We start from the raw sequence: 22066 nt of genomic DNA, 5'->3' as shown, positions 1-22066 counted from the left end.
TCGGACCCTGACAGATCTGAATGTGCTCCGTGCTAGCCGAACTCGGCACGGATGGCATCGGTATGCTCTCCCAGCGCCGGCACGGATCCGCTGTGCACCGGCCACCCCAGAGGGACAGCCGGGGGCAGCAGTGCGGGCACAAGGCCCGACGGGGTGCCGATGTCGCGCCAACGGCCGCGCTCCTTCAGTTGCGGGTGGTCGACCAAGTCGCTCACGGTGTTCAGACGTGCATTGCCGATGCCCGCGGCATCGGCTGCTGCCTGGATTTCGTCGAGCGACTTCGTTGCACACCATGCCGAAACGAGCGTGTCGAGCTCGTTGCGCGCGAGGACCCGATCCTCGTTGTGGAGGAAGCGTTCGTCATCGCCGAGCTCGGAGCGGCCGATGAGCTCGGCGAGCCGGCGCCATTCCCGGTCGTTGGTCGTGCCCAGCACAGCAGTCTCGCCGTCGGCGGTCGGGTAGGCGCCGTAGGGGGCGACCATCGGCGAGCCCATTCCCACAGGCAACGGTTCCTTTCCGCCGTGAATCACCTGGTTCACGGCGAATCCCATCATCTCGGCAACCGCGTCGAGCATGGCGATCGGGATAACGGCCCCTAGGCCGGTGCGCTCCCGGTTGTAAAGAGCTGCGAGGATCGCGGAATACGCATAGAGCGCGGTCCCGACATCCGCGATGGGGATGCCGGGCTTGGCAGGGTGCCCGGGGACGCCCGTGATGCTGCAGGACCCAGCCTCGGATTGGATGAGGAGGTCGTATGCCCGCTTGTGGTCGAGGGGACCCCCTGAACCGTAGCCGGAGATGTCCACAACGATCAACCGTGGATACTTCTTCGCGAGTTCTCCAGTTCCGATGCCGAGTCGATCAAGCGCACCGGGGGCCAGATTGCTTACAAGCACATCGGCCGCCGCGAGGATCCCGTGCAGGACGGTCAAATCCGCATGGGCGCGGAGATCGAGTTCGGCGGACTGCTTTCCGTGGTTGAGCCACGCGAAATGCGCCGATAAACCCCCGACCACGGAATCGTAGGACCGGGTCGAGTCGCCATGGCCGGGCGCTTCGATCTTGATCACGCGCGCACCAAGATCGGCGAGGTGGCGCGTGGCGAGCGGGGCGGAAATCGCCTGTTCGAGCCCCACCACCGTGATGCCGGCCAGGGGGCCTTCCATCATCATGAGAACCTCGGGTTGCGCTTCTCGCGGTGCGACGCGATGCCTTCGACGACATCGGGACCGCCGAACCCGTAGAACTCAAGGCCCAGGGAGGCGTCGAAGATCGGCATGGCCTGCCGGTACCAGCCATTGAGTGACATCTTCGTCCCCTGGATGCCGCTGCGGGAGCCGGCAGCGAGTCTGCGCGCAATATCCATTGCGCGGTCCTGCACTTGGTCATCGTCCACGACAAGCGAGACCATGCCGATGCGTTCGGCTTCCTCCCCCGTGATTACTTCGTTGGTCAGCAGGTGATACTTTGCCTTGGCCATAGAGGTTAGGAGCGGCCAGCAGATGGCCGCATGGTCACCTGCTGCGACACCTAGTCGCACGTGCCCATCCACAATCTTCGCGCGGCGGCCGGCGAGGGAGATGTCGGCGAGGAGGGCCGCGACGAGGCCTGCCCCGGCGGCTGGGCCATTGATGGCCGAGATGATGGGCTGGGGAACCTCGATCATGTTGCGCACGAGGTCCCGTGCTTCGCGCATGATGCGCGTCCGCAAGGCGTAGTCCCCGGCCATGTCTTGGACGAGGTCGAAGCTGCCGCCAGCCGAAAAAGCGCGCTCCCCCGCACCACGGATCACCACCGCCCGTACAGAGTCATCCAGGGCTATCACCGGCCAGATGTCGGCCAGTTCCCGGTGCATTTCCGGCCCTACGGCATTGAGGTTTGGTCCGTCGAGCACGATCTGCAAGATACCGTCCTCGGGGCGGACGATTGTCAGTGCTGTGAATTTCTCGTAGTTGGTCACGAGGGGTTCCTTTCCGGCTATGCGCCGACGGTGGTGTGAGAGTGCACGCGTGTGTCACCGTCTGCGCCCCAGCGCATCATGAGCTCTTCGGTTCGGATGGTTCCGGATCGTGGGACCGAGGGCTTGCGGGGTGGCGTCCGGCTGAATCTGGGGGCCGGGGAGGGATGTAGGACGCCGCCAACTACCTGGTACAGCCCACGCGAGGCGTTATGAGGGTCGGCTGCGGCCTCGTCGAACGATAGTACCGGCGTCACGCACGCGTCGGTCGCCTTGAACACCAGTTCCCATTCGTCGCGCGGCTTTGCTCCTATCGCACCAGCGATGAGTTCGCGCAGCTCCGGCCAGCGGTCGCGGTCATCTTGGGCAGGCCACTCCGCCGTGTCGACGCCCAGACGAGACACGAATTCGTGGAAAAAATCGGGTTCGAGGGCGCCGACGGCGACGTACCGCCCGTCGGCACAGCGATATGTGTCATAGAACGGTGCCCCCGAGTCCAGGAAGTTCGTCCCGGGCTCGTCGGAGTAGAGCCCCGCCGCACGCAGACCCTGCAGCTTCGCTGTGAGGGCGGCGACGCCGTCGACCATCGCAGCGTCGATGACTTGACCGCGGCCCGTCCGGGCTGCGGCCAAGAGGGCGCACACAGTACCGAACGCACCCATCGCCCCTCCTCCCGCGTAGTCGCCGAGCAGGTTGATTGGAGGACGCGGCGCGCCACCCGAACGGGCCATGGCGTGCAGGGCACCCGACTGCGCGACGTAATTGATGTCATGCCCCGCGTCCTGGGATCGCGGACCTGTCTGCCCGTAGCCCGTCAGCCTCACATAGACAACGCGCTTATTGCGCGCCGTTAATTCAGCGGGCCCGAGTCCGAGGCGCTCAACGACGCCTGGCCGGTATCCCTCGATGAAGACGTCCGCTTTGGCGGCGAGCCGCAGCACCGTGTCACGTCCTGCGGGGTCCTTCAGGTCAATCGCTGTCGAATCCACACCCCTGTTCACGACGTCCGACTGTTCGCTGAGGCCCATGGTTTGGCTCAGGGCCCGAGCCGCGCGGGACGGCGGCCGGATCACGCGGACAACGTCCGCACCCATGTCGGCCAGGAGCATGGACACGTATGGCACGGGGCCCATACCTGCCAGTACAAGAACGCGTATTCCCGTCAAAGGTCCTGTCATGGCATTCGCCTTTCCTATCGGTATCCCCGCCGCGGATCAGTACGAGCGCGGCAGGCCGAGGACCTGCTGCGAGATGTAATTGCAGACCATCTCCTGCGAGAACGGTGCGTTGCGCAGTAGCCGCACCTCACGCCACAGGCGTTCGATGTGGTACTCCTTCGCATATGCGTACCCGCCGAAGGTGGAGAAGGAGCGGTCGCACGCCAGGAAACCGGCCTCTGCCCCGAGGTACTTCGCTGTGGCCGCCGCTGGGCCGCACTCCTTCTGCTCATCAAACAGCTGCGCGGCGTGCATCGCCATGCGCTCCGCGGCCTCGAGGCGGATCCACGAATCCGCGAGTGGGTGGGCGACTGCCTGATTCTTGCCGATCGGCCTGTCGAAGACAACGCGGTTCTTCGCGTAGTCGGTGCCGAGTTCAAGGGCCGCGCGGCCCATGCCGACGCCCTCCATCGCCACGACGATGCGCTCGGGATTGAGGCCGTCGAGGATGTAGTAGAAGCCCTTGCCAACCTCTCCGATCACATCTTCGTCGGCTACGAAGAGGTTGTCGATGAACAATTCGTTCGTGTCGATCGCCGCGCGGCCGAGCTTGTCGATCTCGCGAATCGTTAGATGCGTGCGGTCCATCTCGGCAAAGAAGAGCGTCATTCCGCGCAGCGGGTGCTCCGGATCACGCGGTGATGTCCGGGCCAGCAGCACCATCCGCTGCGCGTTCTGCGCATTCGTGATGAACACCTTCTGACCGTTGATGACCCATCCTCCATCGACCTTTTCCGCCCTAGTGGTGATCCGGGAGGTGTCAACTCCCGCGGTCGGCTCGGTGAGGGCGAAAGCCGTAAGCATTTCACCAGAGGCCAGCTTGGGCAAGTATTTCCGCTTCATTTTCTCCGAGCCGTGACGCACGATGGGGGTCGGCGGGAAGAGGTAGAAGTGGATGGCCGACCCGCCGCTCATACCCGCACCGGATGCGGAAATTTCCCCCATCATGACGGCAGCTTCTTGGAGTCCCAGTCCGATTCCGCCGTACTCCTCCGGAATCATCGCCCCAAGCCAACCGCCGTCGGCGAACGCCTTGACGAAGTCCCACGGGTACTCGTGCTTGCGGTCCTTGTCGAGCCAGTAGTCGTTGTCAAACTTCCGGGCAAGCTCGCGGGTCGCCTGGCGAACGACCTCAATATTGTTCTCGGTTTCAGTAACGGTCATTGCAGTATCTCCTAGTCGTGTGGTCTGACGTCAACGGGAATATCTTCGAGCGGCGTCGCCGGGTCCAGCGATGACATGTCGCCAATCGCGGCACCGATGAAGCGTGACCGGATGGCGCGCCGCATAATCTTGCCGTTCTTCGTCTTTGGTAGGGTCCGAACCGTATACAAGGTAGGCGCGAACGATTTGCCTGCGTTCGCGAGGGCAGTTGCTTGGAGGTCGTCCTGCCTGGCGTCCATATCGCGCAGCACGGCGAATGCCACGGCGCGCTGGCCGCGAAGCTCGTCGGGCACACCGATTACGGCGACCTCGGCAATCCTGCTGTCGCGTAGCAATGCGGCCTCAATCTCGGCCGGACCGACCCGGCGTCCCGAGAGCTTGATCGTGTCGTCCGAGCGTCCGTGGATCCGCCAGACACTAGCCCCGTCAACGCTCGCAAGATCCCCGTGCAGCCAGATTGTGTCCCATCGATCCCAGTACGTGTCGAGATACCGCTGACGGTCCTGCCAGAAGGCGTGCGTCATTCCAGGGAAGGTGTTTCGGATTACCAGTTCGCCGATCTCGCCGGTGACCGCGGTGCCGTCCTCGTTGAATACGGCCGCATCCACGCCTGGCAGTGGGCCAGTGAACGCTGCCGGCTGACTGGGCAGGAATGGGTATCCGATCAGGATGCCCCCGGCGACCTCGGTTCCACCGCTGTAGTTTACGATGGGCCGGGAACGGTTGCCCACGACGTCGAAGAGCCACCACCACGTGGGTTCATCCCACGCCTCGCCGGTCGAGACAAACGTTCTGAGAGTTGGCATGGCGGGCACGGCGTTGTCGCCTGCCGCCCTGATGGCGCGTGCCGCGGTTGGGGCGATGCCCTGCACTGTGACCGCGTTGCGTACGATTACGTCCCACATGCGCGTCGGCGTCGGATGCGTCGGCAGCCCTTCGATCATGACGACCGTGGCACCGAGCTGGAGCGGCCCGACCATGAGCATGGGCCCCACGAGCCAACCGAGGTCGGTGATCCAGGAGACAACGTCGTCGGAGTGCACGTCGAACCCGTAGGCGAAGTCGACTGCCGTCTTCGCAGCGAATCCGCCATGAGAGTGGACGATGCCCTTGGGACGCCCCGTGGTCCCCGAGGTGTAGATGATCGCGAGCGGCTCGTTCGCCTCGGTCTCTGCAACCGGGACCGGTTCCGGATAGGGCCCAAGTTCGTCGTAGGCGACGTCGCGCCCTTGCTGCAGGTCCGCACCTGAGCCAAGATGGCGCACAACCACGACCGAGCGCACCGAGGGCACCCCCGCAACCGCCTCGTCGGCGATCTCCTTGAGGCGCACGGGCTTGCCCCGGCGTGTCGTGCCATCGGCGGTGATCAGGAGCACGGCCTGAGAATCCTGCAAACGGGTTGCGAGGGCATCCGGTGCATACCCTGAGAAGGTGGGAACCGCGACGGCGCCGATCATGGCGATCGCCAAGAAGGCGACAACGGCCTCTGGGACCACGGGCATGAACAGGACCACCCGGTCCCCACGGTCGACACCGAGGGCGGCCAGGTGTGCGGCGAACCACGCAACCTCCTGCGCGAGTTCCGCGTACGTCAAGGTTCGTCGCTGGCCGGAGTCGCCCTCGTAAACTACGGCCGCCTTGTCAGCGTGGGGACCCCGTGCATGCCGTAGCGCTGCGAGCTCGGCGACGTTGATTCGGCCGCCGGCGAACCATTTTGGGAAGGCCTTGCCCTCCGTGTCGTCAAGAACGCGCTCGAACGGTGCGGCGAAATCGACCCCCAGATCGTCCAGTGCTGCCCGCCAGAACCACTCCGGGTCCGCGACCGCACGCCTGTTGAGTTTGGCGACAGCATCCGCGTCGTCTCCAAAACCCCATCCTCGCATTGCCCTCAGAAGTCGCGAGCGGTCGCGCACTTCCGCAGGCGGGTCCCACGCGACCGCCGCAGCGTCTTGCCTTTGTGACATTCCGTGTCCTCCTTGACTCCCGGTAGATGCGTGCCCCTCACAGAAGGGGGGCGTCAGGCTTTCTGGTCCTCGAGATCCTGAGATGTCTCGGGTGTGCGCTTGAGCATGAGACCTGCGCGGGTGGTCTCACACACCACCTCATCGCGCTGGTTGATGGCCAGATGCCGGAACGTGACGATGCCTGAATCCTCGCGGCTCTTCGACTCACGGACCTCCAGAATTTCCGTGCGCACACGGATGGTATCGCCGTGGAAGACGGGCTTGGGGAACTTGGTCTCCTTGAAGCCGAGATTTCCCAGTGTGGTGCCATACGTCGTGTCCTGCATCGAAATGCCACATACGAGGCCGTGCACGAACAGGCTGTTGACGAGCCGCTGGCCGTAGATCGACTTCTTGCTATATTCGGCGTCCAGGTGCAGCGGCGCCATATTCAGGGTCATAGTGCTGAAAAGGACGTTGTCCGCCTCGGTGAGCGTGCGGCGAACCTCGTGGTCGATGACCATACCCGGCTCAAATTCTTCGAAGTACAGACCCGGCATTGGGTGACCTTTCTCGATACGTGCTGCGCAGTATGCGCCCGCGGATGCTTCAGTCGCGTTGCTGAGCTAGCCTCGAATTTACCAATAAAATATTTTATATGCAATCGCTTGAAGCAACTTCTATTCGATGTTATAAATATATAATATGTAAAATTTCGACGGAGGGAGTCGACCGTGTCCGACGTGAGTCACGAGGACTTTGAACTGATCTTGGCGGAGGTTCGCCAGTGGATACGGGCGCGGGTCGTCCCGCGTGAGCAGGAAATCGCTGATACAGACACCATCCCGGAGGACATCCGGCAACAAGCTCGCGACATGGGGCTGTTCGGTTATGCGATACCCCAGGACTGGGGTGGCCTTGGTCTCGACCTCTCGCAGGACGCCGAACTCGCCATGGAATTCGGTTACACGACGCTCTCGCTGCGTTCGATGTTCGGAACGAACAATGGCATAGCAGGGCAGGTGCTCGTGAACTTCGGAACCGAGGAGCAGAAGTCCACTTGGCTTGAGCGGATTGCGTCGGGTGAAGTTGTTGCGTCGTTCGCTTTGACCGAGCCTGGGGCCGGATCCAATCCTGCCGGACTCCGCACACGCGCCGTTCGTGATGGTGACGACTGGGTCATCGATGGTGAGAAGTGCTTCATCACAAACTCGCCGCTCGCTGATCTCTTCGTCACCTTCGCGCGCACTCGGCCGGCTGACGCCTCCGGCCCCGGAATCGCTGTATTCCTCATTCCCCGCGATACCCCGGGGCTTGATGTCGGGAAGAAGGATAAGAAGATGGGCCAGGAGGGAGCCGTGACCGCGAGCGTACGATTCAACGGCGTCCGCGTGCCTGCCTCTGCGCTCGTGGGTGGAGACGAGGACGCCGGCTACCGCGCAGCGATGAGCTCGCTCGCTCGGGGCCGGGTGCACATTGCCGCCCTCGCTGTGGGGACAGCCCAGCGCGCTCTAGACGAGTCCGTTCGGCATGCTGCGACGGCGACCCAGGGCGGCACGTCCATTGGCAACTTCCAGCTCGTCCAAGCCATGCTCGCCGACCAGCAGACGGGCGTCCTCGCCGGCCGGGCCTTGGTCCGGGACAGCGCCGCGAAGTACGTCTCCGGCGAGGACCGTCGAATTGCTCCCTCCGTCGCGAAGCTCTTCTGCACTGAAATGGCCGGCAAAGCCGCCGATCTCGCGGTGCAAGTTCACGGTGGATCCGGGTATATGCGCGATGTAACTGTCGAGCGCATCTACCGTGACGTCCGTCTCCTCCGTCTTTATGAAGGTACCAGCGAGATCCAGCGGCTAATCATCGGCGGGGGCCTCATGCGCCAAGCCATGAAGAACCTCCAGTGAGCTACAAAGCGTCGCCGGCCAGTAGACTCCGTAAGGACATCGGCGCTGCATCTACTTTCCTGTTTGTTCCGGCTGACCGGCCCGAGCGATTCGCGAAGGCCATAGCCTCCGGCGCGGGAATTGTCGTTCTCGACCTCGAGGACGCGGTCGCTGAAGCCAACAAGGACGCCGCACGGGCCCACGCAGCCTCCTGGGCACGGGACCACGCATGCCTCATCCGCATCAATGCCGTCGATTCGGCCTGGCATGAGGACGACCTTAGGCAACTCGCAGGTTTGCGCTGCGGCATCATGCTCCCCAAGGCAGAACGTGTCCAAGAAATCAGCCGCGTGGCACACGCGATGGGAGGGACAGGGGTCGTCGCCCTGATTGAAACCGCACGTGGAATCCTCGATGCGCTCTCGATCGCGGAGCTCAACGGCGTCGACCGCCTCGCATTCGGCAGTTTCGACCTGGCAACCGAGCTCGGTGTGGATCCGACTGACCGAGAAGCGTTGCTCGCCTCGCGCTCGGCCCTCGTCCTCGCGTCGGCCCGGGCGGGCCTGCCCGGCCCTGTTGACGGCGTCACCGGCGGGATCGACGACGCTTCCGGGATCGCTGACGACACCGATCACGGGCGGCGGCTCGGCTTTACCGCGAAACTTTGCATCCATCCGAGACAGGTAGCAATCGTGGAAGACGCCCTTCGTCCCACTGAGGCGCAGCGGGAGTGGGCCGCGGGCATCCTCGACGCACAGGATGTGGGCGTCCGCGTGGTGAACGGAGCGATGGTGGACAGACCTGTGATGGAGCGCGCCGAGCAGATTCTAAGGCGCTTCGGGGCGCTTCACAACCGTATCAAAGACGACCTAGGAGCACAGAGCACATGAGCGAACCATTACTGCAGGGCAGGACCGCCGTCATCACCGGCGCTGCGCAGGGAATCGGATATGCGATCGCGGAGCGCTTCACGGCCGAAGGCGCCCGGGTCGTGATCGGCGACGTCAACGGCGCTGCCGCTGCCGCGGCCGCCGAACGACTCGGAGGGGAGGCTGTCGCCATCGGTGTACGGTGCGACGTCACCTTGGCCGAGGAGGTGCAGGCCATGCTCGACGCCGCGGCCCTGGCGTTCTCACCTGTCGACATTATGGTCAACAATGCTGGCATCACCCGAGACGCGACCATGCGGAAAATGACCGAAGAACAGTTCGACCAGGTCATCTCTGTCCACCTCAAGGGCGCGTGGAACGGTACACGGCTAGCGGGTGGCATCATGCGCGAGAACGGCGGCGGAGCGATCATCAACATGTCCTCGCTCTCCGGCAAGATCGGCCTCGCGGGCCAGACGAACTACTCGGCCGCCAAAGCGGGAATTGTGGGACTCTCTAAGGCCGCAGCAAAAGAACTTGCACACCTCGGAGTCCGGGTCAACGCAATCCAGCCGGGCCTGATCCGATCCGCCATGACAGAAGCGATGCCGCAGAAGGTCTGGGACCAGAAGATGGCCGAGATCCCTATGGGCAGGGCGGGTGAAGCCGACGAGGTCGCCAAGGCCGCTCTCTTCCTGGCGTCGGACCTGGCCTCCTACATGACCGGGACCGTGCTTGAAGTCACCGGCGGGAGGTTCATGTGACCCTAGACCTTGGCACCTGGACGGCACGCACCGTCGTCACAGAAGAACTGCTGGATCCGAGCCCGGTCGCGGGTCTCGCCGCGCTGCTCGACGACGGCCTGCCGCCACCAGCGGCAGGGGATGAGCTCCCGCCCCTATGGCACTGGGTGGCACTCCCCCGCTGGCCGGTGTCGTCACAGCTCGGGCCGGACGGCCATCCACGACGCGGCGGATTCCTTCCCCCTGTCGAGCTTCCCCGGCGCATGTTCGCAGGCGGTGACATCACCCTTCACAAGCCACTGACGGTCGGCACGATGATCCGCCGTGAGTCCGAGGTCCTCTCAGTCGCAGAGAAGAAAGGCCGCTCAGGGACGCTGGTGATCGTCGACGTTGCCACGCGATTGTTCGATGAGCACGGCAATCTGGCCGTGGCAGAGGTTCAGAACCTGGCCTATCGCGAATCCGCCCCGCCGCGCAATGGCACCCCGCCCGAGCCACCGGCGGCGGAGCCCACCCCAGCGCTTCCCCTCCAGAGGGTCTCCGAGAACGAATGGGAGTTCCGTACGGACGCGTCGCTTCTCGCTAGGTTCTCTGCGGTCACCGCTAACGCTCACCGTATCCACTACGACTGGCCCTATGCCACACGCGTCGAGGGCTACCCTGGCCTTGTCGTGCATGGCCCCCTGCAAGCGATCGCACTGGCAGAGACCCACAGGCTCTCCGGCGGAGCCCGGGTCACGCGTGTTCGCCATCGAGGCCGCGCTCCCCTGTTCTCCGGTCAGCCGGCGCGTTTGCGAGGAACTCGCAACGGTAACGGGAATGCCCTCGTGGAACTCATCAGCGAAAAGGTCGATTCCATCGGTCCCAACGCTACCGTCAATCTCATAACCAGCGGGAGTGCCATATGACTCGGGTGTTCACATCCCTTGAGGACGTCCGTGCTGCGGTCGGCAGGCCAATCGGCCCCACCGAACCGCTGGTCGTATCCCAGGACCGGATCAACGCGTTCGCAAACGCAACAGACGATCAACAGTGGATCCACACGGACCCCGTTCGGGCAGCGAAAGGCCCGTACGGCGGCACGATCGCGCACGGCTACCTCACATTGTCGCTCATTCCCCAGTTCGGGCGTCATCTCTTCTCGCTAGAGTTCGGCACGGCACGCATCAACTATGGGGTAAATAGGGTGCGATTCCCCGCACCAGCACGGGTAAACGAAGCGCTGCGCGCCACCGTCACCTTTGTCGATGTGACCGAAGCCCCCGCCGGAGCGGTGCTGACGGCACGGTACGTCATCGAAGCCTCCTCCGATAAGCCTGCCTGCGTCGCCGAAACGCTTGTGCTCATCACTCGGTGACATTCGACATCGCGGCTGATGGTATAAAGTATATGATGAATGCACAAAGTGAGGTGGTATATCCGTGAACGTTCTGATTGAACTGGCCGAGCCACGGCGCAACGCGCGCCGCACACAGCTGCCTGAAGAGGTTGCCGGGTACGTGCGCGAACAGATTATGTCCGGCAACCTCATGCCAGGACAGTTCATCCGTCTGGAGCCCATTGCCGAAGCTGTCGGGGTCAGCATCACACCCGTACGCGAAGCGCTCGTCGCACTCAGCAACGAAGGGACTGTCACCGCCGTACCCCGACGCGGCTTCGTCGTGGCTCCCTTCACGAGGCAAGACGTCCGCGACCTTTTCTGGACGCAGGGCCGGCTTTCCGGTGAGCTCGCTGCGCGAGCGGCGAAACGGATCACCCCCGATGAGCTGGATCTGTTAGAGAAAGTCATGGACCAAGGCGAAGCCGCGGCGAAGCGCGGAGACAGTGATGAAATCGGCCGGTTGGGACACCAGTTCCATCGCATCATAAACCTCGCAGCCCGCTCCGACCGGCTCGCTCGACTGCTCGCGGGCGTTGTCAAGCAACTTCCGAACGAATACTACGCATCGCTTGAAGGGCACGTGAGTAACCTTCCGTCCCAGCACCGGGATATCTTGGACGCCCTGTCCAAGCGCCAGACAAAGCGCGCTCGGGTGCTAACCGAGGAGCACATTGAAGGAAGCGCAGATTCCGTAATTAATAGCCTCGAACAACGCGGACTCTGGCGAGACACAGCGCTGGAGCAGAAATAACCAACTGCGGAGTGCAGTCGCCTGACTATTTGATTGGGCGACACCCCGCCTTTGCAGCCTGGAACGCACTCGGCCTGTGGACCAATGGTTTGCTCATGATTGCCCAGGCCACGGCTACATGATGCAACACCGGGAGACGTGGGACCGCCACACTCTCAGAGGGCTCATCAACCTTGAATTTCGGCGCCGACTGCTTGATTGCCTCGCTGAATCCGTCCGGTTTTCTGGCGGCTCGTCGCCATGATTGGTCGATCGCTTGGCGGCGGCCCAAGAGGTGGCCATTGCAAGTAACAGTTGGGGTCACCCGCGGGGTCCGCGCGGCCTGCCCTGTGGCCTTCGAAGCTTCCACTCCTGCCGAGCACCGACGTTTCATCAACGCGCTGACCATTGTGTCGATACCGGAGGCCAGTAGGAAGCGGGACGGGCCGAAATCCGTCGGTCCAGCTTCGTAAACGACTCTTGCCGGCGATTGCAGGGAAAGGATCCAGGCGAGAATCTCACGGCGATCTGGAGTCATCGGAGCAAAATGACTTCGCCGGTCTGCGCGTCTAACGCAGATGAGACCATGGTGCGGGCAGGGACACCTAAGCCGCCGCTTGTACGCTCGAACTGTGGCTCTACTTGGTCGCCGAGCGTGGCAGGCAACCCACGTTTTCCTTTGAAAAGGAGGTTTCCGCCCCCTGGACCACGCTTCGCCGACCCACTGCGGCACCATCGAAGTTCCAGCGCCCGTCCGGCGACCGGTTACAACCGAGGGGAAGAATGCGCTGCATCTGGCTCGGCTGCGGAAGCCGGGCGAGGTCAGCGGAGCAAGAATTCCTTAGCGGAACAGGAAGCAGCACAGGATCCGGTCCTTCCCGAGAAGACGTCCGCAGCGATCTGATGCGTTTCCCCCACCGGACCTCCAAACCGCTGTTGCGCCAAGGCATCGTCTATTCCAGCGAGCAGGCCCAGACTGGCGCCCATGCTCTGGCTGGCCCTGAGAGCTTCGATATCCCGGCCGGGCAGCTGATCGACGAGTCCTCTCTTGTGGCGATGCATGAGATCTCGGACCGCTGGGATCGCCTCGACCAAGCGATCACAGTGATGGCATACAGCAGTGAACACACCCCCGTTGCTCCGGGCAATGCAGTGCCTTCGCGGCATCTCGACGCTGACCGCCTTCGGCTGGCCGTTGAGCTCGGCGACTGGGACCGCCATCGCCTACCACCTGCGTTTGAACATCTCCGGGGCCCCCGGATCCTCCACGGCTACCACTGCGCTTTACATAGCCTGCAGCCGGGACGATGATCCGGCAGGAACGGGCCGGCCGCTATGAGTACGCCTGGTCCGGTGAAATGATCCACATGGACATGGAAACTAGGCCGAACCCGGACGTCGGATGCCACTTAGCCTTAGAAGAGTCGCCGGTGATGCGAACAAACGAGCCCGGAATCTCGCTGAAGGGAGTCCGCAGAAACCGGCGGCTGCTTCGTGCTTTCACGTGAATTCATCACGCTGTCGATGACCACTCCCGCTACGTGCACTCCGAGATCCTGCCCTGACGAGACCAAAGAAGCTGCCGCAGCCTTCATGCGCAACGCGATAGCGCGTTCTCCGCTAAAGGGGTGAAGATCCAGCGAGTGCTAACCGATAACGGGTCCTGCGACCGGTCGGAAGTCTTCACCCAGATCTTTGGCCGAGGCCGGAGGCCGGTGAACGGGCGGTTCCGGCGCGGAGCCAGGTCACGTATAACGACTACGACCGGATGTCGCGCAGAGCGGGAAGATCCTCGCCACGGGCAGAACCCTGCACCGCAGCCCCTCAGTTCTAACCCGCCGGACGGGGAGCTGGCTCAAGGGATCCGGAGCGGCATGCACCCACTGCCATCAGCCCACGCGCCGAAACCCAGCCAGAATAGATCAAACTGGTCTCTACAAAATCCGGTCCCTGACAATTGGAATGGTGAATACTGGCTCGACAGCCGGCGGGTGATTGTCGCAGTCACAGGGCGTATTCTTCAAGCAGGCGCCGGCCGATAATCAGCCGCTGGATGTCTGCCGTGCCCTCGCCGATGAGTAGCATGGGTGCCTCACGATAGAGCCGTTCGATCTCATACTCTTTGGCATATCCGTAACCGCCATGGATGCGGAACGCGTCCTCGACGACATCCCGGCAGTACTCGGAGGCGAGGTACTTCGCCATACCCGACTCGAGATCATTTCGGTTGCCGGCGTCCTTAACCCGGGCCGCCCGTACCACCATCTGGTGAGCGGCCTCGACCTTTGTGCCCATCTCCGCTAGCCGGAACAGGACGGACTGGTGTTCGGCGATCGGCTTACCGAAAGTCGTGCGCTGCTGCGCATAGGCGGCGCCAAGTTCGAAGGCACGGGTAGCAACGCCAGCCGCACGGGCAGCAACGTTTACGCGGCCCACCTCAACCCCATCCATCATCTGGTAGAACCCGCGGCCGGGAACTCCGCCAAGGATCTCCGCGGAGTCCACCAGATAGTCGTCGAAGATGAGCTCAGTCGTATCTACGCCTTTGTAGCCCATCTTGTCGATCTTCCCTGGTATCGTCATGCCAGGAGCCACCTCGCCGAAGCCCGGGGCCTTCTCGACGAGGAACGTTGTCAGGTTCCGGTGCGGCTTGTCCTTCCCCTCGGGCGTACGCACCAGCACTGCGACTAGACTCGACGAAGCACCGTTCGTGAGCCACATCTTCTGGCCGTTGATCACGTAGGTGTCATCACCGCGCGGAGTTGCAGTGGTGGTAATAGCGGCTACGTCGGAGCCGAGCGCGGGCTCGGACATCGAGAATGCGCCGCGGATGTCACCGGTTGCCATACGTGGCAGGTACTTCTGCTTCTGCTCCTCGGTGCCGTGCTGTAGCAGCAAGTAGGCAACGATGAAATGGGTGTTGATGATGCCCGACACGCTCATCCAGCCACGTGCTATCTCCTCGACCACCAGGGCATAGGTTAGCAGCGACTCGCCGAGGCCACCGTATTCTTCGGGAATCGTGATGCCGAAGATGCCAAGGTTCTTCATCTGCTCGACAATGGCGGTCGGATATTCGTCTGCGTGTTCCAGCTTCGTGGCTACGGGCAGGATCTCTTGGTCGACGAAACGCCGAACCATGGCCAAAATCTCTGTCTGTGTATCGGTGAGGCCCTCGGTTGCGCGGAGCTTTGGCATGTCTTCTCCCTGTAGGTCGGATGGTAATCATGAACAAATAGAGTATAAAATATAAAAAACACGTTTTGAACCCAGTTGGAGGAGAAGCAATGCGCGATGCTGTAATTTGTGAACCGGTACGCAGTCCAGTAGGCCGGTATGGTGGGACGTTCAAGGACGTTCCGGCTGCCGACCTTGCCGCTGCCGTGGTCCGGGAGCTGGTGCGGCGCACTGGGATCAGCGGCGACGACGTCGATGATGTGTTGTTCGGCCAGTGCTACCCAAACGGCGAAGCCCCCGCAATCGGCCGCGTGGCAGCCTTGGACGCAGGGCTGCCGGTTACGGTGCCGGGACTGCAGATCGACCGTCGCTGCGGCTCAGGCCTGCAAGCTGTGATCGACGCCGCGATGCGTGTTCAGACAGGCATCTGCGACTTGGTGATCGCAGGTGGCGCCGAAAGCATGAGCCAGGCCGAACACTACGCGCTGGGTTTGAGGTTCGGGTTCAAGGGCGACTCCACCTCCCTGTCGGACCGTATTGCACGGGGCCGGGTGACCGCCGGAGGCCGTGACCACCCCGTCCCCGGCGGGATGCTCGAGACCGCCGAGAACCTGAGACGCGAGTATGGCATCACCCGCGAGGCCCAGGACCGGCTCGCAGTGGAATCGCATTACCGGGCCGTGGCTGCCCACATCGAAGGAAGGTTCGCCGACGAAATGGTGCCGATCAAGGTGGCAACCCGCAAGGGCGACGTCATCGTTGACCGCGACGAACATCCCCGGCCGGACGTCTCTTTCGAGGCCCTCGCGGGGCTAAGGCCAGTGCGATCAAAGGTCGATCCCGAGGCCACGGTAACGGCCGGCAACGCTAGCGGCCAAAATGACGGGGCCGCGGCGTGCGTGGTGACCACGCGTGAAGAGGCCGACCGCTTGGGGCTGCGCCCGCTTGCGCGGCTGATCACATGGGCCGCGAGCGGCGTCGAGCCTGCGCGCATGGGCATCGGGCCGGTACCTGCCTCGACGGTAGCCCTGGAGCGAGCAGGTCTTTCGCTGGCCAACATGGACCTGATCGAACTCAACGAGGCGTTCGCGTCGCAAGTGCTTGCCTGTACCGCCGCACTGGGACTGGGCGAAGCAGATCTCGAACGGGTAAACGTGAACGGCTCGGGAATCTCCCTCGGCCACCCTGTCGGCGCCACGGGAGTGCGGATTCTGTCGACGATGCTGCGTGAGCTGGACCGCCGGCAGGACCGATACGCGCTGGAGACGATGTGTATTGGCGGGGGCCAAGGGCTGGCTGCCGTATTCGAGCGCGTTATTTAGGGTCATCCCGAGGAGATCAATAATTCGGCACACATTAGTCCGTTCCATGCAGACTCGTTCCACCTCGTTCAGTTGCTCGGTCTACTCGGGTACGCGGCCTGCTTTCGTCGGCCCATAGACACTGGATCTACTCCGCTGCGTCACCATGCAAGCGCTGTTCGTCTTTACTGCAGGGGCTGCCCCGATCACAGGCCGGGGGCGTCGTTGCCCTGTCCCGAGCTCCTCCATCTCTGGCCGCAGCCCTGATGGCCTCCACGGTCATGGTCGCTGCTTCTCTGGCGAACCGTTTCCACGATGCCCAGAGGAAGACAAACTGCAAGATGAAAATGGATCGGTGCCACGCTCATTGCCGAAGGCATCTAAGCCGCGGGTGAACTTGCTGGCGTCACACCACGTCGGTGAGGGCCGGCCAAGGTTACTACCTCGGCCGGCCCTCACCGACGTGGTGTGTCGACACGTAGAAAACCTGCGCTTGGCGGCGTGGTTGACGGTGTTGGTCCCGCTTCCCGACTACGTCGGCGCGCCGCGTGGAGCAGAAGCACTGGGCACGGGTCCGGGAACTGGTCTGCTACCTCGGCTACGACACCGCCCCGGGCTGGAGAGACTCAGTCAGATCTGGGACCTGGACCGTGTCTTCCCGAATTACCCGCACTATCGTCCTCCCGATCATCGAACCAATCGGTGCGGGGCCTCTGGCCCAGCCCGTATGCATTTCAAGCTCTCTCGAGTCGAGGTGAACGGGGCAAGCGTACCTGGGCTTTTTATTGATTCCGATGACGAGTACCACGGGATGGGAGAGGCCAGCCGCCGGTTGGCTTGGTGGTAGGTGCCACTAGGTTGTGGATGAGCAGAGAGAGGAACACCCCCAGGCAGAGGAGTGCGCCGATGGCGAGCGTTGTGCTGATCCCGGCAGCGGCGGCATAAAGGTCCGGCCCCATGTTCGCCGCGAGCACCGCCCCGGAGACCGCGGTACCAAATGAGCTTCCCACGGTGCGAAGGACTTGATTGAAGCTCACGGAACTGCCCAGCTCCTCGGCGGCCACACTGCGTGCGACCAGTGCCGGCATGGCCGCATAGCTGGCACCCATCCCCAGTCCAAACACAAGCGTCCCGACCAGAATCTCCCAGAGTTCGGTATGGGCTAGCCAGAGCAGTACGCTTGCCGCCGTCATGATGCCGGCGCCCAGAGGCAGCAGCGTCGTGAGGCGGATCCGGCGCGAGAGACGGCGCACGAGACGGTTCGCGGTGAAGCTTCCCACCGAGAGGGGGAACATCACGAACCCGGCCCAGAATGCGGGCAGCGCGATGCCGTAGCCGGTGGAAACAGGAGCTTGAGCAATGAGGCTTGAAATCGAAAGGCCTATGTATAAGGCGGCGCCGAGTCCCACGGCGGTGCCGTTGGCCAGCAGCACTTCGCCGCTTCGAAGAACACGAAGATTGACCAGGGGATGCCTCTTCCGCAGTCCACCGCCGACCCAAGCGGCCAGGATCATCGCCGCGGTGGCGATAACACTGACAGTCCACACAGACCCCCAACCCCAGTTCGGCCCTTCACTGACAGCAAGGAGCAGGCCGCCCAGACCGAGACCAAGTAGGCCGGCACCCTGATAATCGAACGGCACCCGTGCTGCCTGTTCGTCGTGTCCTGCCGGTACGATGCGGAAGACCACGATGATGGCCGTGACCACGAACAGCGCGGCAAACCAGAACGCGAACCGAAAGTCGAATAGTCCCGCGATGATTCCCGTCAGCGGATAGCCGACACCGAGGCCGGTCGCCACCGTCACGGTTAGGCTGGAGATCGAGACCTGCACCTCGTCGGCGGGGACGTGGCAGCGGGCGAGGGCGATTGTCACAGGAACGATTCCGTAGGTCAGGCCCTGAAGCGCCCGTCCGGCCAAGAACAGGGTGAAGTCCGGCGCCACCGCGGCAATCACGGATCCCACGAATATAATTGCCAGAGACCAGAGGAGGAGCCGCTTCTTGTGCGGTCCGTCGCTGAGACGCCCCATGACAGGAGTGGCTACAGCACCAACCAAAAGGTTGATGGTCAGCATCCACTGTGCCGTGCTGACCGACACATCCATCCCACTGGCAATGGACGGGACCAACAGCATGCCCAGCGAGCTAACGATGGCCGTGGAGAGGGCCGCGTAGGCCAGGCTCGGCATCAGAGCCAAACGTGCTTCACTCAACGGATGACTCCGGTCCTAGCTTCCGGAGAACGGGGATGACCGCTTCGAGCGTCTTCCGCTCCTCCGGCGTCAGTCGCTGCGTGATCGCCTGGTCAAGCCAGTCATGGCCGGCTGAGGACTCCCGGGCCAGCTTCAGTCTTCCCGCGTCGGTGAGTTCGATCCAGATCCGTCGGCGATCCTCGGCGTCTGGGACACGCACTACGAGCCGCAAACGTTCAAGTTCACGCGCGGCGAGCGAAATACCCTGGGGGCTGACGTGCACGGCGACAGCCAGTTCCGAGGTGGTCGCTCGCCCGTAGTCCGCCAGATGGCGCAGCACTCCGATCTTCCCCGGAGAGATCGTCCTGTCGGCGTTCAGCCGACTCAGCAGCGGATGTAGCGCCCCTAAGAAGGAGTACGTCATGGAGGTGTCTGTTACTAGCCCGTCGGTCATCCTCAAAGTGTACAAGTAACTTTATCAAGTTGCTTGTTCTTTTCCCAAAGCTCATTCAGTTTCACCAACGAAATGGACCCGGTTCAGGACAGTTTTGAAGTTTGAAACTAAGACGATTTTGCGGGAGTCTCTTGGAACTCCAAGCTCCAGCTGGCGAGGAGCTTCAGTGCATCTTTGGACGTACTCGCGGGTTCGGCCGAGAAGGCGATCAGCTGCAGGTCGTGGGCCGAGGAGAGGTCCATGGCTTCGAAGCTGAGGTCAAGGTCTCCGACAACGGGGTGGGTGAGGAGTTTGGCGCCAGTGCGGTGTTCTCGGACGTCGTGAGAACCCCAGAGAGTCCGGAACTCGCTGCTACGGGTGGATAGCTCGCCGACGAGGTCACTGAGAATGCGGTCATGCGGTGCCCGTCCGGCTTCTGCTCGCAGAACGGCCACGGTCTGCTTCGCAGCCTCGTTCCAGTTCCGGTAGAACGTGCGCGAACGTTCGTCGAGGAACACAAATCTGCCGAAGTTCACCGGTCGTGTAGGTCGCGCGAACATTTCCGAGAACACCGCTTGGCCGAGACGGTTGATGGCAAGGATGTCCAGACGGCCGTTTTCCACGAACGCAGGCACGTCGTGCATTGCGTCCAGGAGCTGTAGAACGCCTTGTCGGACCTTCTGGGTCTTGGAGTGACCCCTGCGTCGCTGAGGATGGTTGCCCTCATTGGCAGCTCGAACCAGGTCATACAGGTGCGAGTGTTCAGCAGTGTCGAGCTTCAGAGCCCGGGCAATCCCTTCAAGGACAGCTTCGGACACGCCGTTGCCATTGCCTCGTTCCAGCCGGGTGTAGTACTCGACACTTATACCGGCAACAAGGGCAACTTCTTCCCGTCGAAGACCGGGCACGCGACGTCGACCGCCAAAATCTGGCAGTCCGATCTGGTCGGGGGTAATCCGTGCCCGACGTGTCATAAGAAATTCCCGGAGGTCGTTCCCAAAATTCATGCCACCAGCCTATGACCCGGACTCAGCCTCTAGGGAGTCCCTGGCATTAACCCGATAGACCGGGTCTCCCTGCCGACCGAGGACCCCTGTTGACTTAGGACAGCAGGTGGGGACAAACCGATCCGAACAATCAGAAGGACTCTCTCACATTGGCCCGCACACTATCTGGGACGGTCGCGACCATCACGGGGCCAGTCTTGGGCGTCGCCTGCACCGCCACGCGGAACGAACTTATCTCTAACCGACAGGAACGACCATCATGAAAACGATCACCTTCAAGAACAAAGAGCTGGATGTCGCGGCTAACGTCTATTTGCCCAACGGTTTTGACCCTGCGCGCAAGTACCCGGCGATTGTAAGCGCTCACCCCATCGGCAGCTGCAAGGAGCAGACCTCCGGCAACATTTATGGTGAGCGGCTGGCAGCTGAGGGCTACGTCGTGTTGGCATTCGATGCCTCCTACCAAGGCGCCAGCGGTGGTGAGCCACGGTTTATTGAGGACCCAGGCCTGAGGGTCGAGGACTTCCGCTGCGCACTGGATTACCTGGTCACCCTCGACTACGTGGACTCTGACCGTATCGGCGTGCTCGGCATTTGCGGCGGCGGGGGGTACGCCGTTAACGCCGCTATGACCGATCGTCGATTCAAAGCGGTAGGAACAGTCACCGCTGTCAACATCGGCCGGATGTTGCGCGAGGGAGACCTTTCACCGGAAGCGGCGATCAAGACCCTAGACGCGATTGCCCAGCAGCGCACCGACGAGGCCCGCGGAGCCGAGCTGCGCGTCGACTTCACCCTTCCCGATTCACCGGAGCAGGCCGCCGAACTAGGCGTTACCGCCCTCGACGTACTGGAGGCTACAAAGTACTACCGCACCCCGCGCGGACAGCAGCCCAACGGAACGACCGCGTGGCTGTTCTCCCACCTGGGGCCGGTACTCGGCTATGACGCCTTCCACCTGGCCGAGCAACTCCTCACCCAGCCCCTGCAAATCATCGTCGGCAGCATCCCAGGTGAGTTCGGTGCCTACCGCGACGGCTTCGACCTGTTCACCCGGGCCCGTTCCCAGGACAAGAACATCCTCGTCGTCCCCGAAGCATCACACTACGACCTGTACTGGCAGCCCGAAGCCACATCACAGGCACTTGATGCTCTGACCACCTTCTACAACAAGTACCTGTAACACCGCACAACGCTCCCAGCATGGTCGGCATGACGAGCTCCATGTCAGGATCCGGGCCGTCCGTCTCCAGCAGACGGGCGGCCTGGGAAGTTCTGTCCCCGGAGGACGTATCTCTCCCCGCACCCAGATGAGGAGAGATACGTCTAGACCCCTCACTCGGTCAAAACCGGTCCGAGTTTATCTTCAGCCGAGCCCAACTCACAGCCCAGCGCATCCGATTAGCCAGGTCCGGACGGCTTCGCCGATAGGGAGGAACTCCGCTTCCGCGGTCGTCTTGGCTTACGCCGTGTATTCGCCTGGGGTCCTGGGCCAGTGGTCCGGGGAGGCGCGGCGTTGATCGCCGGGCTTCCGGGCCGGGCGCACGGGTGCCGGGCGACTTTCACCGGGCCATGATTGCCCTGATGGATCACGATGACCTGCTCGTTGGGGTCCGGGCGCCGTGAGATGGACGAACACACGCACGCCGAGCAAATAGGCCGCGACAGACTTCTGCCTCTTCTCGAACGTGACGATTGGCGTGTTCTCGGGGACGCCGTGGGAGAGCCTGAACGCGACGGCGTACACGCGGTGTCCGGAATCCATCGGGCGGCGCCTCCTCGGCCAGCAGTACGACGGGTTTGCGGATTGCCCGGTGCCAACGTGGGTTTACCTCCTTTATAAACGCTTGGCGAGAACCACGATATCGGCGAAGGAAGGTACAGCCGGCGCGGAGGTTGGTGGCCCCTTGGGCACGAAGTCGGCCGTGCCGATCTTCACCGTGGCCCAGCCCTCATATGGACGCGGGATCCGCGGGCCGGAAACTGTACATCATCACGCCATAATGAGGGCGAGCTAGTTCTTCTGTTGCTTACGGACCGGACCCGGGGACGTGGGAAACCGTGGCCGT

20 protein-coding genes are annotated in these 22066 nt (G+C 62.8%); 9 read left to right on the top strand and 11 right to left on the bottom strand.

What is annotated here, in order from left to right; genetic code table 11:
• Positions 1-32 precede the first annotated feature (32 nt).
• The 6 genes from AB0N72_RS19465 to AB0N72_RS19440 are packed head-to-tail and all read right to left on the bottom strand — an operon-like array spanning position 33 to position 6841.
• The gene (locus AB0N72_RS19465; RefSeq protein ID WP_363934137.1) at positions 33-1172 is read right to left on the bottom strand and encodes a CaiB/BaiF CoA-transferase family protein; all 1140 of its coding nucleotides are present in this window, start codon (positions 1170-1172) and stop codon (positions 33-35) included.
• Positions 1169-1960, bottom strand: a complete 792-nt coding sequence (locus AB0N72_RS19460) for an enoyl-CoA hydratase/isomerase family protein (protein ID WP_363934136.1) — start codon at positions 1958-1960, stop codon at positions 1169-1171. The genes AB0N72_RS19465 and AB0N72_RS19460 overlap by 4 nt, the downstream gene beginning before the upstream one ends.
• Positions 1961-1977: 17 nt before the next feature.
• Positions 1978-3135, bottom strand: coding sequence for a CaiB/BaiF CoA-transferase family protein (locus AB0N72_RS19455; protein ID WP_363934135.1), 1158 nt, complete (start codon positions 3133-3135; stop codon positions 1978-1980).
• A gap of 36 nt (positions 3136-3171) precedes the next feature.
• The gene (locus AB0N72_RS19450) at positions 3172-4338 is read right to left on the bottom strand and encodes an acyl-CoA dehydrogenase family protein (protein WP_363934133.1); all 1167 of its coding nucleotides are present in this window, start codon (positions 4336-4338) and stop codon (positions 3172-3174) included.
• 11 nt (positions 4339-4349) lie between these two features.
• Positions 4350-6302 carry an AMP-binding protein gene (locus AB0N72_RS19445; RefSeq protein WP_363934132.1) on the bottom strand — a complete coding sequence of 651 codons (1953 nt, stop codon included), beginning with the start codon at positions 6300-6302 and terminating at the stop codon, positions 4350-4352.
• 53 nt (positions 6303-6355) lie between these two features.
• The gene (locus tag AB0N72_RS19440; RefSeq protein ID WP_363934131.1) at positions 6356-6841 is read right to left on the bottom strand and encodes a MaoC family dehydratase; all 486 of its coding nucleotides are present in this window, start codon (positions 6839-6841) and stop codon (positions 6356-6358) included.
• 174 nt (positions 6842-7015) lie between these two features.
• Between AB0N72_RS19440 and AB0N72_RS19435 the strand changes: the two genes are divergently transcribed.
• The 7 genes from AB0N72_RS19435 (at position 7016) to AB0N72_RS19405 (ending at position 13195) form a co-directional block, all read left to right on the top strand.
• Positions 7016-8182 carry an acyl-CoA dehydrogenase family protein gene (locus AB0N72_RS19435; RefSeq protein ID WP_363934130.1) on the top strand — a complete coding sequence of 389 codons (1167 nt, stop codon included), beginning with the start codon at positions 7016-7018 and terminating at the stop codon, positions 8180-8182.
• Entirely contained in the window at positions 8179-9051 is an 873-nt protein-coding gene (locus AB0N72_RS19430; protein ID WP_363934128.1) for a CoA ester lyase, read from the top strand. Before AB0N72_RS19435 ends, AB0N72_RS19430 begins: the two co-directional genes overlap by 4 nt.
• Positions 9048-9794, top strand: a complete 747-nt coding sequence (fabG, locus tag AB0N72_RS19425; protein WP_363934127.1) for a 3-oxoacyl-ACP reductase FabG — start codon at positions 9048-9050, stop codon at positions 9792-9794. Before AB0N72_RS19430 ends, fabG begins: the two co-directional genes overlap by 4 nt.
• Positions 9791-10681, top strand: a complete 891-nt coding sequence (locus AB0N72_RS19420) for a MaoC family dehydratase N-terminal domain-containing protein (protein WP_363934126.1) — start codon at positions 9791-9793, stop codon at positions 10679-10681. Before fabG ends, AB0N72_RS19420 begins: the two co-directional genes overlap by 4 nt.
• The gene (locus AB0N72_RS19415; RefSeq protein WP_363934124.1) at positions 10678-11130 is read left to right on the top strand and encodes a MaoC family dehydratase; all 453 of its coding nucleotides are present in this window, start codon (positions 10678-10680) and stop codon (positions 11128-11130) included. Before AB0N72_RS19420 ends, AB0N72_RS19415 begins: the two co-directional genes overlap by 4 nt.
• A 64-nt stretch (positions 11131-11194) precedes the next feature.
• Positions 11195-11905: a GntR family transcriptional regulator gene (locus tag AB0N72_RS19410; RefSeq protein ID WP_363934122.1), complete on the top strand. Its 711-nt coding sequence runs from the start codon at positions 11195-11197 to the stop codon at positions 11903-11905.
• 882 nt (positions 11906-12787) lie between these two features.
• Positions 12788-13195, top strand: a complete 408-nt coding sequence (locus AB0N72_RS19405; protein ID WP_363934120.1) for a hypothetical protein — start codon at positions 12788-12790, stop codon at positions 13193-13195.
• Between the two features lie 693 nt (positions 13196-13888).
• Here the strand turns inward: AB0N72_RS19405 and AB0N72_RS19400 are convergent.
• The gene (locus AB0N72_RS19400) at positions 13889-15082 is read right to left on the bottom strand and encodes an acyl-CoA dehydrogenase family protein (protein WP_363934118.1); all 1194 of its coding nucleotides are present in this window, start codon (positions 15080-15082) and stop codon (positions 13889-13891) included.
• 89 nt (positions 15083-15171) lie between these two features.
• Here AB0N72_RS19400 and AB0N72_RS19395 point away from each other — a divergent pair, with 89 nt between their 5' ends.
• Positions 15172-16383, top strand: coding sequence for an acetyl-CoA C-acetyltransferase (locus AB0N72_RS19395; protein WP_363934116.1), 1212 nt, complete (start codon positions 15172-15174; stop codon positions 16381-16383).
• Positions 16384-17144: 761 nt separating this feature from the next.
• Here AB0N72_RS19395 and AB0N72_RS19390 read toward each other — a convergent pair.
• The 3 genes from AB0N72_RS19390 to AB0N72_RS19380 all read right to left on the bottom strand — a co-directional run bounded on the left by AB0N72_RS19390 (position 17145) and on the right by AB0N72_RS19380 (position 19997).
• A complete protein-coding gene (locus AB0N72_RS19390) occupies positions 17145-18578 on the bottom strand; it encodes an MFS transporter (RefSeq protein ID WP_363934114.1) in 1434 nt (477 codons plus the stop codon).
• Positions 18571-19011, bottom strand: coding sequence for a MarR family transcriptional regulator (locus AB0N72_RS19385; RefSeq protein WP_363934112.1), 441 nt, complete (start codon positions 19009-19011; stop codon positions 18571-18573). The genes AB0N72_RS19390 and AB0N72_RS19385 overlap by 8 nt, the downstream gene beginning before the upstream one ends.
• A gap of 107 nt (positions 19012-19118) precedes the next feature.
• Positions 19119-19997 carry a helix-turn-helix transcriptional regulator gene (locus AB0N72_RS19380; protein ID WP_363934110.1) on the bottom strand — a complete coding sequence of 293 codons (879 nt, stop codon included), beginning with the start codon at positions 19995-19997 and terminating at the stop codon, positions 19119-19121.
• A 259-nt stretch (positions 19998-20256) separates the two neighbouring features.
• Here AB0N72_RS19380 and AB0N72_RS19375 point away from each other — a divergent pair, with 259 nt between their 5' ends.
• Positions 20257-21180, top strand: coding sequence for an alpha/beta hydrolase (locus AB0N72_RS19375; protein WP_363934108.1), 924 nt, complete (start codon positions 20257-20259; stop codon positions 21178-21180).
• 279 nt (positions 21181-21459) lie between these two features.
• Here the strand turns inward: AB0N72_RS19375 and AB0N72_RS19370 are convergent, their stop codons facing one another.
• Positions 21460-21762: a hypothetical protein gene (locus AB0N72_RS19370; protein ID WP_363934107.1), complete on the bottom strand. Its 303-nt coding sequence runs from the start codon at positions 21760-21762 to the stop codon at positions 21460-21462.
• Positions 21763-22066 lie beyond the last annotated feature (304 nt).

Origin of the sequence: Paenarthrobacter sp. NPDC089307 (assembly GCF_040685055.1) — a bacterium.
In the GTDB taxonomy this organism is placed as follows: Bacteria; Actinomycetota; Actinomycetes; order Actinomycetales; family Micrococcaceae; genus Arthrobacter.
The sequence above is the reverse complement of the archived record's forward strand: the minus strand, read 5'-3'. Positions and strand labels throughout refer to the sequence as shown.

What these genes read in the sequence shown, in the direction of transcription:
- AB0N72_RS19405 (WP_363934120.1), top strand. Translation starts at nt 12,788, where the DNA reads ATGCGTTTCCCCCACCGGACCTCCAAACCGCTGTTGCGCCAAGGCATC.
- AB0N72_RS19370 (WP_363934107.1), bottom strand. Translation starts at nt 21,762, where the DNA reads ATGGATTCCGGACACCGCGTGTACGCCGTCGCGTTCAGGCTCTCCCAC.
- AB0N72_RS19380 (WP_363934110.1), bottom strand. Translation starts at nt 19,997, where the DNA reads ATGAATTTTGGGAACGACCTCCGGGAATTTCTTATGACACGTCGGGCA.
- AB0N72_RS19375 (WP_363934108.1), top strand. Translation starts at nt 20,257, where the DNA reads ATGAAAACGATCACCTTCAAGAACAAAGAGCTGGATGTCGCGGCTAAC.
- AB0N72_RS19465 (WP_363934137.1), bottom strand. Translation starts at nt 1,172, where the DNA reads ATGATGATGGAAGGCCCCCTGGCCGGCATCACGGTGGTGGGGCTCGAA.
- AB0N72_RS19415 (WP_363934124.1), top strand. Translation starts at nt 10,678, where the DNA reads ATGACTCGGGTGTTCACATCCCTTGAGGACGTCCGTGCTGCGGTCGGC.
- AB0N72_RS19395 (WP_363934116.1), top strand. Translation starts at nt 15,172, where the DNA reads ATGCGCGATGCTGTAATTTGTGAACCGGTACGCAGTCCAGTAGGCCGG.
- AB0N72_RS19385 (WP_363934112.1), bottom strand. Translation starts at nt 19,011, where the DNA reads ATGACCGACGGGCTAGTAACAGACACCTCCATGACGTACTCCTTCTTA.
- AB0N72_RS19440 (WP_363934131.1), bottom strand. Translation starts at nt 6,841, where the DNA reads ATGCCGGGTCTGTACTTCGAAGAATTTGAGCCGGGTATGGTCATCGAC.
- AB0N72_RS19445 (WP_363934132.1), bottom strand. Translation starts at nt 6,302, where the DNA reads ATGTCACAAAGGCAAGACGCTGCGGCGGTCGCGTGGGACCCGCCTGCG.
- AB0N72_RS19450 (WP_363934133.1), bottom strand. Translation starts at nt 4,338, where the DNA reads ATGACCGTTACTGAAACCGAGAACAATATTGAGGTCGTTCGCCAGGCG.
- AB0N72_RS19455 (WP_363934135.1), bottom strand. Translation starts at nt 3,135, where the DNA reads ATGACAGGACCTTTGACGGGAATACGCGTTCTTGTACTGGCAGGTATG.
- fabG (WP_363934127.1), top strand. Translation starts at nt 9,048, where the DNA reads ATGAGCGAACCATTACTGCAGGGCAGGACCGCCGTCATCACCGGCGCT.
- AB0N72_RS19400 (WP_363934118.1), bottom strand. Translation starts at nt 15,082, where the DNA reads ATGCCAAAGCTCCGCGCAACCGAGGGCCTCACCGATACACAGACAGAG.